Source organism: Bacillus changyiensis (assembly GCF_027706145.1).
GTDB classification, from domain to species: domain Bacteria; phylum Bacillota; class Bacilli; order Bacillales; family Bacillaceae; genus Bacillus; species Bacillus changyiensis.
Map to the genome: position 1 here is coordinate 897,700 of NZ_JAQFWW010000001.1, position 15,898 is coordinate 913,597.

At 39.6% G+C, this 15,898-nt stretch carries 13 protein-coding genes; 2 read left to right on the forward strand and 11 right to left on the reverse strand.

The genetic code is table 11. The annotated features are described in order from the left end of the window. Positions 1–6: 6 nt before the first annotated feature. The 6 genes from ctaG to cyoE all read right to left on the reverse strand — a co-directional run bounded on the left by ctaG (position 7) and on the right by cyoE (position 6,034). A complete protein-coding gene (gene ctaG, locus PDT38_RS04700) occupies positions 7–891 on the reverse strand; it encodes a cytochrome c oxidase assembly factor CtaG (protein WP_270799371.1) in 885 nt (294 codons plus the stop codon). A 30-nt stretch (positions 892–921) separates the two neighbouring features. Beyond that, positions 922–1,251: a cytochrome c oxidase subunit IVB gene (ctaF, locus tag PDT38_RS04705; protein WP_270799373.1), complete on the reverse strand. Its 330-nt coding sequence runs from the start codon at positions 1,249–1,251 to the stop codon at positions 922–924. A 1-nt stretch (position 1,252) separates the two neighbouring features. Further along, positions 1,253–1,876, reverse strand: coding sequence for a cytochrome c oxidase subunit III (gene ctaE / locus PDT38_RS04710; protein WP_270799375.1), 624 nt, complete (start codon positions 1,874–1,876; stop codon positions 1,253–1,255). Beyond that, entirely contained in the window at positions 1,876–3,762 is a 1,887-nt protein-coding gene (gene ctaD, locus PDT38_RS04715; RefSeq protein WP_394356215.1) for a cytochrome c oxidase subunit I, read from the reverse strand. The genes ctaE and ctaD overlap by 1 nt, the downstream gene beginning before the upstream one ends. Positions 3,763–3,777: 15 nt before the next feature. Beyond that, positions 3,778–4,848 (reverse strand): cytochrome c oxidase subunit II, encoded by a 1,071-nt coding sequence (gene coxB / locus PDT38_RS04720; protein WP_270799376.1) that lies wholly within the window; start codon positions 4,846–4,848, stop codon positions 3,778–3,780. Positions 4,849–5,107: 259 nt separating this feature from the next. Next, positions 5,108–6,034, reverse strand: a complete 927-nt coding sequence (cyoE, locus tag PDT38_RS04725; protein ID WP_270799378.1) for a heme o synthase — start codon at positions 6,032–6,034, stop codon at positions 5,108–5,110. A gap of 389 nt (positions 6,035–6,423) precedes the next feature. Between cyoE and PDT38_RS04730 the strand changes: the two genes are divergently transcribed. Continuing rightward, on the forward strand, positions 6,424–7,320 hold the full coding sequence (locus tag PDT38_RS04730) for a COX15/CtaA family protein (RefSeq protein WP_270799379.1): 897 nt from the start codon (positions 6,424–6,426) through the stop codon (positions 7,318–7,320). Positions 7,321–7,467: 147 nt separating this feature from the next. Here the strand turns inward: PDT38_RS04730 and pyc are convergent, their stop codons facing one another. The 4 genes from pyc to glsA form a co-directional block, all read right to left on the reverse strand. Further along, complete coding sequence (gene pyc, locus PDT38_RS04735) at positions 7,468–10,911, reverse strand: pyruvate carboxylase (RefSeq protein WP_270799380.1); 3,444 nt, start codon at positions 10,909–10,911, stop codon at positions 7,468–7,470. Positions 10,912–10,986: 75 nt separating this feature from the next. Then, entirely contained in the window at positions 10,987–12,198 is a 1,212-nt protein-coding gene (gene ftsW, locus PDT38_RS04740) for a putative lipid II flippase FtsW (protein WP_270799381.1), read from the reverse strand. A gap of 265 nt (positions 12,199–12,463) precedes the next feature. Then, the gene (locus PDT38_RS04745; RefSeq protein ID WP_172294593.1) at positions 12,464–12,745 is read right to left on the reverse strand and encodes a YlaN family protein; all 282 of its coding nucleotides are present in this window, start codon (positions 12,743–12,745) and stop codon (positions 12,464–12,466) included. 95 nt (positions 12,746–12,840) lie between these two features. After that, positions 12,841–13,770 (reverse strand): glutaminase A, encoded by a 930-nt coding sequence (gene glsA, locus PDT38_RS04750; protein ID WP_270799382.1) that lies wholly within the window; start codon positions 13,768–13,770, stop codon positions 12,841–12,843. A 120-nt stretch (positions 13,771–13,890) separates the two neighbouring features. On the opposite strand from glsA, the gene PDT38_RS04755 reads away from it, so the two are divergent. Beyond that, positions 13,891–14,379, forward strand: coding sequence for a molybdopterin-binding protein (locus PDT38_RS04755; protein ID WP_270799385.1), 489 nt, complete (start codon positions 13,891–13,893; stop codon positions 14,377–14,379). A 77-nt stretch (positions 14,380–14,456) separates the two neighbouring features. Here PDT38_RS04755 and PDT38_RS04760 read toward each other — a convergent pair whose 3' ends face one another. Next, positions 14,457–15,785, reverse strand: coding sequence for a PhoH family protein (locus PDT38_RS04760; RefSeq protein WP_270799387.1), 1,329 nt, complete (start codon positions 15,783–15,785; stop codon positions 14,457–14,459). Between the last annotated feature and the right edge of the window lie 113 nt (positions 15,786–15,898).

Genomic DNA, 15,898 nt, shown 5'->3' on the forward strand with positions numbered 1-15,898 from the left:
TTTTTATTAATGGACGGTCGATGGAGAAAGCTCTGCTTGATCTTTGGCTCTTTCGTTTTTCGCCCATTTAAAAAAGATAAACGCTAAACACGTTCCGTAGACAATTTCTTGAATGATTTTCATGACAATTGCCCCCAATTGTTGATCTTGTAAGACAGGCATCGAACTAAACATTTCTGGCCCTGTTAAGGACATACCACTCAGCATATCAAGAGGTACACACAATTTCATGGCGTCTACCCATGCACTCGGATCAGAATATGTTAAATATAAAGTTGCTTTACTGAACATGATTAAAGCACATGCAGGTGTCAAAAGCATTCCATTAGCCATAATATAGCCCATCTTTAAAAGACTGCTCATTTGTGGGAGCTTGTTGACCGAATGAAGAAGTGGCCACCACATCAAAAACGCAGCGATAAAAATGACAATCGTCGTAATCGCATGGTAAACAGGATCTGTTTTCACAAAATCAAATACGAGTGGAACATGATACATCGAAAACAAACCATTAAACACAATAATTGCAATTAATGGCTTTGACAAAAACCGGAAAAGCGGTTGAATAACAGGACGAAAAAGAATTTTTTTCCAAAGCCATGCTGGCACCCCTAGGATGAGAAGCGGTGGTACAACTAAGTACAAAATGGCCATCTGTGCCATATGTGCGCTGAACAAAATATGCCCGGCGAGATCCAACGGACTTCCTTTTGAAACATAAAGTAAAACCATCGCTGTTAAAAACAAACTAATTTGCTTAATAGATGTCTGCTCACTCTCAGATCCTAAACGCTTGATCAACAAAAAATACAAGCCTATGATCAAGAGGACACCCCCGAAAAAGTAAGGGCTCCAAAGTGCACGAAATCCAAAAATAATGAGATTCCCCAAAAAGACCACCTCCTTTTTCGATCAACTAAACTAGAGCCAAACAAGCGTCATTAAAGCTAAGACCGTGATAAATGCTGTGAAAATTCCAGAATACAGGAATAGTGATGGTGCCTCATGGCCTCTTTGGCTCATATGCATAAAATAATATAATTGAAAGACTACCTGTATGATCGCAAGCAAAAGAATAAATGGAATCGTAAACCAAATACCTGCATCTGTAGCAACTGTTAAGAATGCAACAATGGTCAATCCGATCATCAAACCGAAAGAAACGAGCTGATGCTTCATTTCTTCCTTATTTTTCTTTCTCCGGTAGACGAGGTCAGTTTTTGGGTTTTTGTCGCTTCCATTATTCACCATGTTATTCCACCATCCCCATCAAATATACAACCGTAAAGATAAACACCCAAACAACATCGATAAAATGCCAATATAAGCTAGCTACATAAAATTTCGGAGCATTATAAAGGTTTAAACCTCGTCTAGTGTTCCTTATCATCAATGTTAAAATCCAGAATAGTCCAAAGGTGACATGGGCCCCGTGTGTGCCGACAAGTGTATAAAAGGCAGAACCAAGAGCAGAGCTTTTAATTGTAAATCCAAACTCATGAACATAGTGATTAAATTCATAAATTTCGAGCGCAAGGAATCCAGCACCGAGTAATACAGTGATCAAGAGCCAAAACTGCATTTTTTTAAAAGCGAAGTTTCTCATATGATACATTGCATAAACACTTGTCAAACTGCTTGTCAAAAGGAGCATTGTTGCAAAAAAGACAAGACCCATACCAAATATTTCACTTGTCTTCGGACCTCCAGCAGTTGAATCCCGAAGAGCTAAAAACGTTGCGAAAAGCGATGCAAAAAGAATCGTTTCACCTGCTAGAAACAGCCAAAACCCAAGAAACTTATTTTTCCCTTCCAGAGTTGCCCGTTCAGGAGCAGCCGGAAATGTTTCTGCTGTTAATTTCTCTTCTGTATGCATTAAGCTTTCACCCCTTTGTCATCGTCATCCGGAAGTTCTTCTTTATGAATATGGTAGCCATGGTCATCAATAACTGACCGTAGAAGCATCGAAAAGAAAGTAATTCCGAAGCCGATAAAAATGACCGGTAATCCCCAAGCGTATTCTGTACGATACATGAGACCAAATGCCGCTACAAACAGACCTAATGAAATAAAGAAAGGTAAAATGGAACTGTTCGGCATGTGAATATCTTGAACAGGTTCTGCAGCAGTCATTTCCCGTTTGCCTGCGCTTTTTTCAATCCAGAGAGCATCAAGTCCTCTGACAAGTGGTAGCTGTTTAAAATTGTATTCAGGAGGTGGAGATGACACCGCCCATTCCAATGTTCTTCCATCTTGCCAAGGATCACTGCCAACTTTTTTCCCTTTTGCTGTCGTTACAATAACATTAATCAGTAAAATAATAACTCCCGCTCCCATTAAAAACGTGCCAATCGTACTGACCAAATTCGCTACATCAAGCCCTTGATTTGGCAAATACGTAAACACACGCCGCGGCATCCCCCAAAGTCCCAGCCAGTGCTGAATAAAAAACGTCAGGTGGAAACCGATAAAAAACAATACAAATGAAACTTTCCCCAATGACTCACTAAGCATTTTGCCAAACATTTTCGGCCACCAATAATGAGCCCCTGCTAATATACCAAACACGACCCCACCGATAATAACATAATGGAAATGAGCAACAACAAAATAAGTATCATGGAACTGATAATCCGCCGGAGCAGCTGCAAGCATAACTCCCGTTACCCCACCCAATACAAATGACGGAATAAATGACACCGCATAAAGCATCGGTGTTGTAAATTTAATACTGCCGCCCCAAATGGTGAACAACCAGTTGAAAATTTTAATTCCGGTCGGAACCGCAATCGCCATAGTTGCTACCGCAAAAATAGCGTTTGCTACAGGCCCCAGCCCAGTTGTAAACATATGGTGAGCCCATACCATATAGCCTAAGAACCCGATTAGCACCGTGGCAAATACCATTGAAGAGTAACCAAATAACCTCTTCCTTGAAAACACAGGAATGATCTCTGAAAATATTCCGAAAGCAGGCAATATCAAGAGATAAACTTCTGGGTGACCGAAAATCCAAAACAAATGTTCATAAATAATCGTGTTTCCACCCAGTTCATTGTTAAAGAAACTAGTACCAAACAGTCTGTCAAACATCAAAAGTGCCAAACCAATTGTTAATGGAGGAAAAGCGAATAATATCAGAGCAGAAGAAACAAATGTCGTCCATGTAAAAAGAGGCATTCTCATATAGGTCATTCCCGGTGCTCTCATGTTGATAATCGTAGCCAGGAAGTTAATTCCCGCAATCAATGTACCAAGTCCAGATATTTGCAGACCAAGAACAAAGAAATCAATTCCATGCCCTTCTGAATTCAGTGAAAGTGAAGCATATGACGTCCAACCAGCATCTGGAGCCCCACCTAAGAACCAGCTTAAATTGAGAAACAGCCCACCGAATAGAAACAGCCAAAATCCTAAAGAATTGAGAAACGGGAATGCCACATCCCTTGCTCCGATTTGAAGAGGAACAACGGCATTCATCAGCGCAAACAAAAGTGGCATCGCTGCTAGGAAGATCATTGTCGTCCCATGCATTGTCATGACTTCATTGTAGATTCCTGCACTGACGATATTATTCTCAGGTATTGCCAGCTGAATTCTGACCAGAATCGCTTCAATCCCGCCAAGTATAAAGAAGATGCCCCCTCCGATCAAATACAGTACGGCAATTTTCTTATGATCAACTGTTGTCAAATAGTCCCATAAAACAGCCCCAAAACTTTGCTTTTTTGTAAGCGTACTCACAATGTAAACCTCCCTCATTGTCCCTTTGAAGCGTTATTTTTTGGTTTTTAACCCCTTTAAATATTCTGTTAATGCATCAATTTCCTGTTCATTTAAAGCCGGATATGTTCCCGTCATTTTATTACCCGGTTTGATGCTTTCAGGGTCTTTCAACCAATCTTTAATATTTTGATCATTAAAATCCTTTACCCCTGCAACTCTAGTTCGTTCCCCGAAAGCAGCTAAATTTGGCGCTGTCCGTGCCGCTTCTGCCCTCTTATCATTAGGTTCTGTCGCATGGCAGCTCAGACAGTTTTTTTCTTTAAAAAGCTTTTCTCCTCGCACTGCCAAATCGGTTTTTGGTTTAGATTTATAATGTTTCATATCATTTACCCAATTTTGAAATTGATCTTTGGAAACAGCTTTAACTTTAAAATCCATTAACGCATGGGAAGGTCCACAAAGTTCAGCACATTTCCCGTAAAAATAGCCGCCGGCATCCTTGCTCTTCTCATCATCGAATGTTAGATAAAATTTATTTTCGTTTTCTGTATTTGTATCGATTTTTCCACCAACCGCAGGTACCCAGAAAGAGTGTTTAATATCAGAAGCTTTCAACTTAAAATAAACGCGTTTATCGGTAGGAACAACTAATTCTTGACTTGTAACAATACCATAATCAGGGTATTCAAATTCCCACCAATAAAGGCTTGCTCTGACATTGACCACAAGCGTTTTCTCAGGGTCTCTGTTTTTCTTATCCATCGCTTTTGTTTTCCCTAAATCAAACGTATCTGAAACAACAGGTACAGCCAAGATAAGAAGCAAAATAATCGGAATAACAGTCCATAAGATCTCCAATTTATGACTTCCTTCAATCTGTTTCGGCATGTGATCATCACCGAGTCTAGACCTTCTGTATTTCAAAATAACAAATATAAAAATAAAACTTACTACTAAGACAACAACCACCATGATCAGCGTACTGAGAATCATTAAATAGTATTGCTTCTCAGCCACTTCTCCCGCTGGTTTAAGCGTTGACAAAAACGGTTCTCCTCCGCACCCTGTTAGAACGAGCACCAAAATAGCGAACAATGACATCAGACGCCATTTTTTAAACATTTCATCCCAACCCCTTTTCAATCAATCCTTTTGGAACTTGCCACGACAAAAGCTATATAAACACCTATTCATACATCTAACCCCTCGTTAATTAAAGCACTTACATTTCCTTTTTTCTTAAATCATGATGTTTTTTACTCAAAATACCATCTATGTATAAACGTAAAGCCGCCTTTATAAACATAATCGAAAAAAATCGATAAGGCGGCTTTTACATGATTGTTGTCCCTAGTTTAAGTGACAGCCTTCAAGATGTACTTTATCCAATTTTAAAAAGTGTAAAAACAACGACGGCAACAAAGAAAATAGTCAAGTAATTCAATGAATATACGAACATAAGCGTTGCCCATTTCATGATATTGTTGTTTTTGTATCCAACAAGGCCACAAATGAGCCAGCCAATATTCAACAGTGTACCGAGAATAACGATCGGTAAGCCGAGTTCACTAAGGAAAAAAGGTAGCGGCATTAAGCAGACAATCCAGACCATAATCTGTCTTTTGGTAATCTCAAAACCGTGGACGACCGGTAACATTGGAATGTTGGCAGCCCGATATTCCTCGGTTTTTTTAATCGCAAGCGCCAAAAAGTGTGGAATCTGCCAGATAAACATGATTAAAAACAATATCCATGCTTCAACACTGATAGTACTTTGAACAGCAGTCCACCCGATCAGAGGAGGAACAGCTCCTGAGATACTGCCGACAATCGTATTGATGGTGTAACGGCGTTTCGTCCACATTGTATAAAGAAAAACATAAGTGAAAACGCCGACAAAACCGACAGCAACAGCTGTCATTGTTGTCATAAGCAACATCGTAAAGCCGAATGCAATCAACAAAATACCAAACCATAATGCCTGTGAAGGCTGAATTTTGCCTGTTACAGTTGGTCTTGTTTTTGTCCGTTGCATCAGCTGGTCAATATCACGATCATAATAATTGTTGATCACACATGATCCCGCTATAATGAGCGAAGATCCGGCTAAAGTATACAAGACAATATCGAGATTTCCTAAAAAGCTCATATTTGATAAATAAAAAGCGAGCCACATCCCTGTAAACGTTGTGATCAGGTTTGAGTATACAATCCCGACTTTAATAAGAGCGAGGAAATCTTTCCATGGTGTTGTTTCTTCTATTTGTCCATTCATTGTTGGATCAGCTGTCATTCTTGATTCAGCCATAACATAAACCCCCTTACCCAAACCTCTATGACTTGAAGAGAAATGATATATTCATAAAAACCTACAACTCTATCATACTAGATTACCGAATGGAAAAAAACATCCTATTAAATAATAATCGACAAACCGCTTATTATTTGTGAACTTTTTATGACTTCTGATACAAATGCAGGAAAAGTTGTGAACAACCATAGAGGGTGACGTCATTATAATATAGTTCTATCAAACGAAACCGGATTTATCAAGTCTCTGAACGAAAGAAAAATGTGAACATATTGTATTGCATTTTTGTGAACACCAATGCTAATGAATTGCACCAGAACATCAATTTGCTTAAACTTGTAAAGGAATAGTACTTATTTTCTTTCATAAAAAGGGGAATTGAATTTATGAATAAAGCATTAAAAGGTTTGGGTATCATCACAACAATCGCCATGTTATTCGTACTGATCGGCGGGGCACTCGTTACAAAAACAGGATCCGGGATGGGGTGTGGGAGATCATGGCCGCTTTGTAATGGTAGCATATTTCCGGCATTAACATTGGAATCAATCATCGAATGGAGTCACCGATTTGTAAGCGGTACTTGCGGAATTTTAGTCTTAGCTCTTGCCATTTGGAGCTGGAAAAAAATCGGTCATATCAGGGAAACAAAATTCCTCGCGATCATGTCGGTTGTTTTTCTCATTCTCCAAGCTCTGTTAGGAGCAGCTGCGGTGGTATTCGGATCATCCGCACTAGTGATGGCTCTTCATTTCGGCATTTCGTTAGTCTCTTTTGCATCTGTTTTACTTTTAACACTCCTCATTTTTGAAGCATTTTCTCAAAAGAAAGTGGAGTCGTTTTCTATAGGAAAAACCATGCAGTTTCATATTGTAGGTATTATGATATATACCTATATCGTTGTTTATACAGGAGCCTATGTACGCCACACAAACTCAAGTCTAGCTTGTCCAGACTTTCCGCACTGCAGCAGACTAAATAGCGGGATTCCGACGCAGTTTCACGAATGGGTCCAGATGGGGCACAGGATCGCTGCCACCCTGCTCTTCTTATGGATTGTGGTCGCTACCCTTCATGCCGCGAGACATTACCAACATCAGAAGAGAATGTATTGGGGCTGGATGATTTCCTTAATCTTGATTATTCTTCAAGCAGTTTCAGGAATTCTTGTTGTCTTGACTAGATTAGATCTCGGTTTCGCACTTGCCCATGCCTTATTTATTTCTTGTCTATTCGGGATTCTCAGCTATTTCTTATTATTAATGGTCCGTTATCGACAATAGATTTTGACTTAGAAATTGAAGATTAAAAATCAAACCCGCCAATTTGAACTGGCGGGTTTGATTTTTAGCTACGGCAACCGGCTGATCTTCATGTCCATTGCACATGTTCAAAAAAAGATCGCCGACATCGTCGGCAATCTTCGTAATTTACTTTTTCATTTCAATGAGTAAGTCGCCTGTTTCAATAGCTTCCCCGTTTTTGACATAAATGTTTTCAATTGTTCCTGCAAACGGAGCTTGAACTGTTGTTTCCATTTTCATCGCTTCATTGACCATCAAATGATCGCCTTTTTTCACTTGATCACCTTTTTCAACCAACAACTTCATGACTGTGCCTGGCATAGAAGCTGCGATATGATTCGGGTTTGAACGATCTGCCTTCATATTTTGGTGAACGGAAGATTTAATGCTTTCATCTCTGATGATCACTTCACGAGGCTGTCCATTCAATTCAAAATAAACAACTCTTGTCGCATCGGCACGAGGTTCACCAATTGAGACTAGCTTGACGAAAAGTGTTTTTCCTCTTTCAATTTCAACTTCGATTTCTTCCCCAAGTGTCATGCCATAGAAAAAGGTTGGTGTGTCTAAAACAGAGATATTTCCGTACGTCTCTGCGGTTTTGACATACTCGGTAAATACTTTTGGATAAAGAGCATATGAGACAGCATCCTGATCGGTTAACACCATATCATGTTCTTCTAAAAATTCGGCTTTGATTTCATCAAAAGAGACTTTCTCAAGCAATTCCCCAGGACGGACGGTAATCGGTTTTTCCCCTTTTAAAATCAGCTTTTGCAGTTTTTCAGGGAATCCGCCATGTGGTTGACCTAGATATCCTTTAAAGAGCTCAACAACAGAATCAGGGAAGTCCAGCGATTCTCCCCTTTCATAAATATCCTCTTCTGTCAATTGATTTTGTACCATATAGAGCGCCATATCGCCAACAACTTTAGAAGATGGTGTTACCTTTACAATATCACCAAACATATCATTGACTCGTCGATACATGTCTTTGACCTCATTCCAGCGGTCACCAAGCCCGACGCCTTTCGCCTGTTGCTGCAAGTTACTGTACTGACCGCCAGGCATCTCATGATTATAAATTTCAGTATGAGGCGCATTCATCCCACTTTCAAATTCACTGTAATATTTTCTGGCAGATTCCCAATATTGCGAAAGCGATTCAACCGCATCAACATTTAATTGCGGACGGCGTTTATTTCCTTCAAGAGCATGATAAAGCGAGCTAGCACTCGGTTGGGATGTTAGACCCGCCATTGAGCTGATTGCCACATCAACGATGTCAACCCCAGCTTCGATTGCTTTTGCATACATAAATATGCCATTACCACTTGTATCATGTGTATGAAGGTGGATCGGGATATCGATTGTCTCTTTCAAAGCAGACACTAAATCATATGCAGCCTGCGGCCTTAACAGCCCTGCCATATCTTTGATCCCAAGAATATGGGCTCCTGCAGCCTCAAGCTCTTTGGCCATTGATGTATAATAGTCAAGATTATACTTCGTTCTTGCCGGATCAAGAATGTCACCGGTATAGCAAATCGCTGCTTCTGCCATTTTTCCTGAAGAGCGGACCGCATCGATAGCAAGCGTCATCCCTTTGACCCAGTTCAAGCTATCAAAAATACGGAACACATCAATTCCGGCTGCCGCAGACTCGCTAACAAACTTTTCAATCAAGTTGTCAGGATAGTTTTTATAACCAACAGCATTTGACGACCTTAACAGCATTTGAAACATCGTATTTGGAATCTCTTTCCGCAATTCTTCAAGTCTTTTCCAAGGGTCTTCTTTTAAGAAACGGTAGGCTACATCAAATGTAGCTCCTCCCCACATTTCAAGACTAAACAGCTCAGACCAAACAGCTGCTGTCGGAGCCGCAATCTTCTTCAGATCACGAGTGCGGACTCTTGTTGCAAGCAATGATTGGTGAGCATCGCGAAATGTTGTGTCAGTCAGCAAAACATTTTTTTGATCTTTCACCCATTTGACAAGTCCGTCCGCTCCCCGTTCGTCAAGGATCTGTTTCGTTCCGTTCGCAATTGGCTGATCAATATCTGTTTTAATGATCGGCGGACGATCAAATTCCGGTTTTTTCTTTTGTTGTATGCCAGGAAAACCGTTGACTGTAACATTCCCGATATATGTTAACATTTTTGTGCCGCGGTCTCTTTGTTTCGGAAACACAAACAGCTCTGGTGTTGAATCGATAAAAGATGTGTCATATTGCCCTGTTAAAAACTTCTCATGCTTTGCTACATTCTCAAGAAACGGTATGTTTGTTTTAATCCCTCTTACCCGAAATTCCCGAAGATTTCGCACCATTTTCGCAGCAGCCTGTTCAAATGTTAGTGCCCATGTTGAAAGTTTAACAAGCAGAGAATCGTAATAAGGTGTAATGACGGCACCTTGAAAACTATTTCCTGTATCGAGACGAACGCCAAAACCCCCACCTGATCTGTATGCCATAATTTTACCCGTATCAGGCATAAAATTGTTTGCAGGGTCCTCTGTCGTTACTCTTGATTGAATGGCATAGCCATGGAGTATAACAGCTTCCTGATGAGGAATATTGATTTCTTTACTCTTCAGGCTGAGCCCTCCGGCAATCATAATTTGCGTCTGAACGATATCAATTCCTGTCACCATTTCCGTAATGGTATGCTCAACTTGAACGCGAGGGTTGACTTCAATAAAGTAAAACTCGTCATCAGCAACTAAAAATTCAACCGTCCCAGCATTGATATAATTAACATTTTTCGCCAGAGCAACTGCTGCATCACAAATTCTCTTTCTAAGCGAGTCAGATAGTCCGACACTCGGCGCAATTTCAATCACTTTTTGATGTCTTCTTTGCACAGAGCAATCACGATCAAATAGATGAACCACATTCCTGTCTTTGTCTCCGAAAATCTGAACTTCAATATGTTTCGGTTTTTCGATCAGCTTTTCAACATATACTTCATCATTTCCAAATGCGGCTTTCGCTTCTGATTTTGCTCGATTATATGCCTCCGCCAGTTCAGAAGCTTCCCTGACGATCCGCATTCCACGGCCTCCCCCGCCAAGGGATGCTTTAATGATAATTGGATAGCCGTGTTGTTTAACAAAGTGTTCGACATCATGCAAACTGTCAACCGAACCATTACTTCCCGGAATAACAGGAATCCCCGCTTTTTCTGCTTGCTCACGCGCTTTTACTTTATCGCCGAACATATCTAAATGTTCTGATGTCGGACCGATGAAAATAATCCCTTCCTCTTCACAACGCTTGGCAAATTGGATATTTTCTGATAAAAAACCATAGCCCGGATGTATGGCGTCAACATGATTCCGCTTCGCTATCTCAATGATTCCTTCAATATCAAGGTAAGCATCGATCGGCTTTTTTCCTTCACCTACCAAGTAAGCTTCATCAGCTTTATATCTGTGATAAGATTTGCTGTCTTCTTTTGAGTAAATCGCTACCGTGCGAATATGTAACTCTGCACAAGCACGAAAAACACGGATTGCGATTTCTCCCCTGTTTGCAACAAGAACTTTTTGGATAGACTGCAGTAACAATGTCGTTCCCCCTAACCGAATCTTAGTATGTATCTATTCTAAATCAATCTAAAACACCTGTACACGCTAAGTTTTTTAATAATTAATACTTTTTTGATATTGATTTTCTTTGAATTTTGTAGTATTAATAGACTGTTTTCGTTTATAACGATTGAAATATTCGTTGAACATACTAATATTCACTAAAATCCCCATGCTCGCTAAAAGGACAACAAGTGATGAGCCTCCATAACTAATAAATGGAAGGGTTACACCTGTCAAAGGAATCAATCCTGAAATACCTCCTAAATTAATAAATGTTTGGAGAGCGATCATACTTGAGATTCCAATAGCAAGCAGACTACCGAATGGATCCTCACATTTTCTTGCAATATAAAAACCTTTTATAACAATAAAGCTGAGTAACAGGATCACAAATAAAACACCGAAAACACCAAGTTCTTCTGCAATAACGGCCATAATAAAATCCGTATGCGCTTCAGGAAGATAATTGTATTTTTGAATACTTTCACCAAGACCAAGACCGAAAATTCCACCTGTACCAATTGCAATCAAGGAGTTCGACACTTGAAAACCTTTACCTGTCCGATCTTCAAACGGGTTTTGATAACTTTCAAAACGGCCCAAACGCTCCTTCGTTAAAATATCGTCCATATTGAAAAGGATGAGTGGACTGACAAGGACAAAGACGACGCCAGCCAATGTTAACAACTTAAACAATGTCTTCCCGCTGAACCCTGAGCAGAGAATGATGCACAAAGCGATCAATCCAATGATGAACGCTGTCCCAAAATCAGGCTGAACGGCAACTAACACACAGAGCACCACAGTGAGGAGAGCTGGCGGAGCAATTCCCGTTCCTAGATTATTAATATAACTTTGCTTTTTGGCATAAACAGAAGAAAGATACAATATGACTGTCAGTTTGACAAACTCTCCTGGCTGAATGCTGTAATTCGAAATTTTATACCAACTTTGGGCGTTTCCAGCCACATGACCAATACCAAATAAAGCGATTAAGGCACAGAATGAGCCGAGCAACAGCAGCTTTTGAAATTTTCGATTGGCAAATGCTTTATACGGAAAAAATGCCGTAAATAAAAATATCAGTGAACCAATGATGAAAGCCTTAGTCTGTTTGTTAAAAAAATAGTCACTATGCTGTTTATATTTTGTAACCGCCGTGATTACACTTGAGCTGTACACCATTACGAGCCCGAACCCGCAGAGGAGAAATACAGCAAAGATGAGTGAATAATCATACGATTTGAGCATTCTTTTTATCATATTTATCCTCTTCCTTACTTTGCCCTTGAACATTTTTTATATGAGCTTTTTGTTATTTTACTACACTTTTACCAAAAGAACGAAGAATATCATTAGCCGTCTTCACTGCTCTTTTTATCGGTCTAATTCATCCATCGTTTATTCGTTTTATTCGTCACTTAACCGTCTGTTTATCAATAACAAAAAAGCCTGTCGGCAGTCTGTGCACTTAAACACGTCGCCCGACAAGCTGACTCAGACTATAATGGAGTCCCTGAGTATTCTTTTATTTTTTTGTAAATGCATCATGCAATGCAGACAATTCACATTCGAGCGTATAGAGCAATTCTTTCCCCTCGTGTTCTTCTATTAATCCAAGGCGGACTGCAAAGTCAATTTCCCTAGAAAGTCCGAACATTTGTGTATCTAAAACCTCTTCATAAAGAGGACATTGAGGCATCGTTAAGTTGTCCATTTGCACTTGAATCAGCTTTAAAATTTTATCAGCATCACGTTTTAACAAACTAAGTGCTTTTTCACGATGATCGACTACAGTTTCAGACACCAAAAATATCCCTCCGTTCCCCAGACGAGTACATAATTCTTCTATTCATAATAAAGCCTAACCTCTAAAATTGCAAGTTATTTCTCCTGATTAAACCGCTAAAAAATACTCAGATTATAGTTTGCAGATAACAGTTCCAAGAGGCGGATTCCGGCTATACTGTTTCCTTTTTCATTCAGAGCAGGACCGAATATCCCGATACCAAACTGGTTTGGAGATAGCCCCATAATCCCACCTGAAACCCCGCTTTTAGCGGGAATTCCAATTTTAATGGCAAATTCACCACTGGCATTGTACATACCGCAAGTAACCATGAATGTTTTGCATATTCTTGCAATGTCTGTTGGGATGATTTGCTTTCTTGTTTCGGGGTGTTTGCCATTAAGTGCAAAAACAGAACCGATTTTCGCCAGATCCACACTATTCATTTGAATAGCACACTGTTTTGTATAAATATCGATAACCTCTTCCACTTCACCACGAAAAATCCCGTACTCTTTCATGTAATAGCACATTGACCGATTAATCATAGATGTTTCAAATTCAGATTCTGAGACCCTTTGACATATCGAAATACTTTGGTTATTAGCCAGCATTCTAACGAAATTTAATAAATGCTCAATTTTATCAGATGATGACATTCCCTTGATCATACTTGTGACGACTAATGCACCGGCATTGATCATTGGATTAAGCGGTTTTCCTGGATTATCGGTTTCAAGTTTGATGATGGAATTAAACGGATCACCGGTCGGTTCTTTTCCAACATATTGAAACACTTTATTTGGTCCATGATCCATGAGAACAAGTGCAAGTGAAAGCACTTTTGATATACTTTGAAGTGTAAAAATCTTCTCAGCATCTCCAGCATACAGACATGTCCCATCTTCATAGTAGACTGCAGCTGATAAATCATCTCTTGATGATTCTGCTAAAGCTGGTATGTATGAAGCCACTTTTCCCTTTTTAGTGACTTTTTTCGCTTCCTTGACAAAATACTCGAGTTCTTCATTACAGCGGCAATTCACGATGTTCCCTCCATCACAAACGTCATTTCCGTTATCTTCCACCCCCATTATAACCAATGTTATGAGAAGTGACAACTCGAAAGAAAGCGCTTATAATTTTTGTGAGGGAGTGGTATAAAAATGAAGATCATAACCATTACGGGAAATGTAAAACATGCGATTACACTTGATCCAAGCGTGTGGATTTTTGATGATCGAAAATTTGAGTTGGATCATTTCTTTGCAAATATGCGAGATGTGCAAAACAAGCCTAGTGATCTTGAGATAGATCAGGAGCGACTTATTAGAGAAGGTGCAGTATCGCCTCCGACCTTAAAATCAGAAAAACAATATGAAAAACAAAAATTACTCGATGGGACATTCGCTATTAGACTTGAGCCATTTTTAAAAAATGCAGAAGTAGCTGATTCAGCTGTAAAATGCCTGTTTAAAGTAAAAGATCAAGATGAAGTATTGACTGTTTCATTTGCAAAAGCTAAAGATTCGATCCTCTGTTTCAGCAAAAACGGGAAACCGCTAACAGAGGATGGACCTGTACATGTTTATTTTGCAGACGGCTCCAACCGAAACAATCCGATAAAACACCTTAAAGAGATTCAAGTGATTTAAAAAAGAACGGGGACATTCAATCAGCTGCAGCCAAATAACTAAGCAGTGACGGCTTGCCAGCGAGCCGAATAGATTTTCTACAACAAATCGGCGGCAAGTCTGGCAAGCCCTGAACGCTCCCCTTTTAAAAGTTTTACATTACCGGAAATTTTTTGTTCTTTAAAACGTTCAACCACATATGCCAGGCCATTATTCATGGCATCCAAATATGGATGATCAATCTGATCGGTATCCCCCATCAAGACGATTTTACTACCTTCCCCTACCCGTGTTAAAAGCGTCTTCACTTCATGCTTGGTCAGATTTTGAGCTTCATCAATAATAATAAATTGATCAGGAATGCTTCTGCCACGTATATATGTGAGTGCTTCCACTTGAATCGATCCCATCCCCGCCAATATATCATCGAGTTCTCCAGGCTTTTTTGTATTAAACAAATATTCAAGGTTATCAAAAATCGGCTGAATCCACGGTCTTAATTTTTCTTCTTTTTCCCCAGGAAGATAGCCAATATCCTTCCCGACTGGAACGATTGGTCTTGTGACAACAAGCTTCTGATAGCATCCCATATCTTCCGTTTGCAATAAACCGGCAGCCAATGCAAGCAGCGTTTTTCCTGTTCCGGCCTTCCCGATCAATGTAACAAGTGGTATATCTTGTCTTAATAAAAGTTCAATCGCCATTGTTTGCTGAACATTCCGCGAGCGAATCCCCCAAACCTGTTCCTGATCAAAAATCAGTTTATGAATAGCTGTCCCAGTTTGATTGACTATCCCAATTGCTGATGATGAACTATTAAGTGCATCCCTCATCACAACAAACTGATTTGGGTGAAATGGTTCACTCATCCGGCCGTTAATCGGTAATTTGTGAACTTCATAAAATGAGTTCATCTGCTCAGTATCAATATACATGTCGGAAAAACCACTATATATATCATGATTGTCAATCACTCGGTCGTGTAAAAAATCTTCAGACATTAATCCGATCGCATCCGCTTTGACCCTTACAAGCATATCTTTACTGACAAGTATGACTGGACGACCACCGTTTTTTGTTTCTTCTTCAAGACTTAAATTTTTTGCAACCGCTAAAATCCGGTTGTCATTTGTTTTTTCCACAAAGATTTCTTGAAGTTGATGAAATGAGCGGTGATTAAGTTCAATTCTGATCTTTCCCCCATTACAGAGAGGAACACTTTCATACAATTTCCCTTTCAAACGTAAATCATCTATTAATTTCGATACCAATCTGGCATTCCTTCCCACCTCATCCAGATTGCGTTTTTTCGAATCGACTTCCTCTAATACAACAGCCGGGATGACAACTTCATTATCCTCGAAAGAAAAGATTGAATTCGGGTCCTGCAACAACACATTGGTATCTAACACATAAATTTTACTCAATCTTTCGCCTCCTGATCAGGATTTTTAGCCTTTGGTAAAAGCTGATGGAGCGCCCGCTAAAATATATGTTTTTCTGAATAAAGATAGAAGGTTAATTCAACAATAAAAAATAT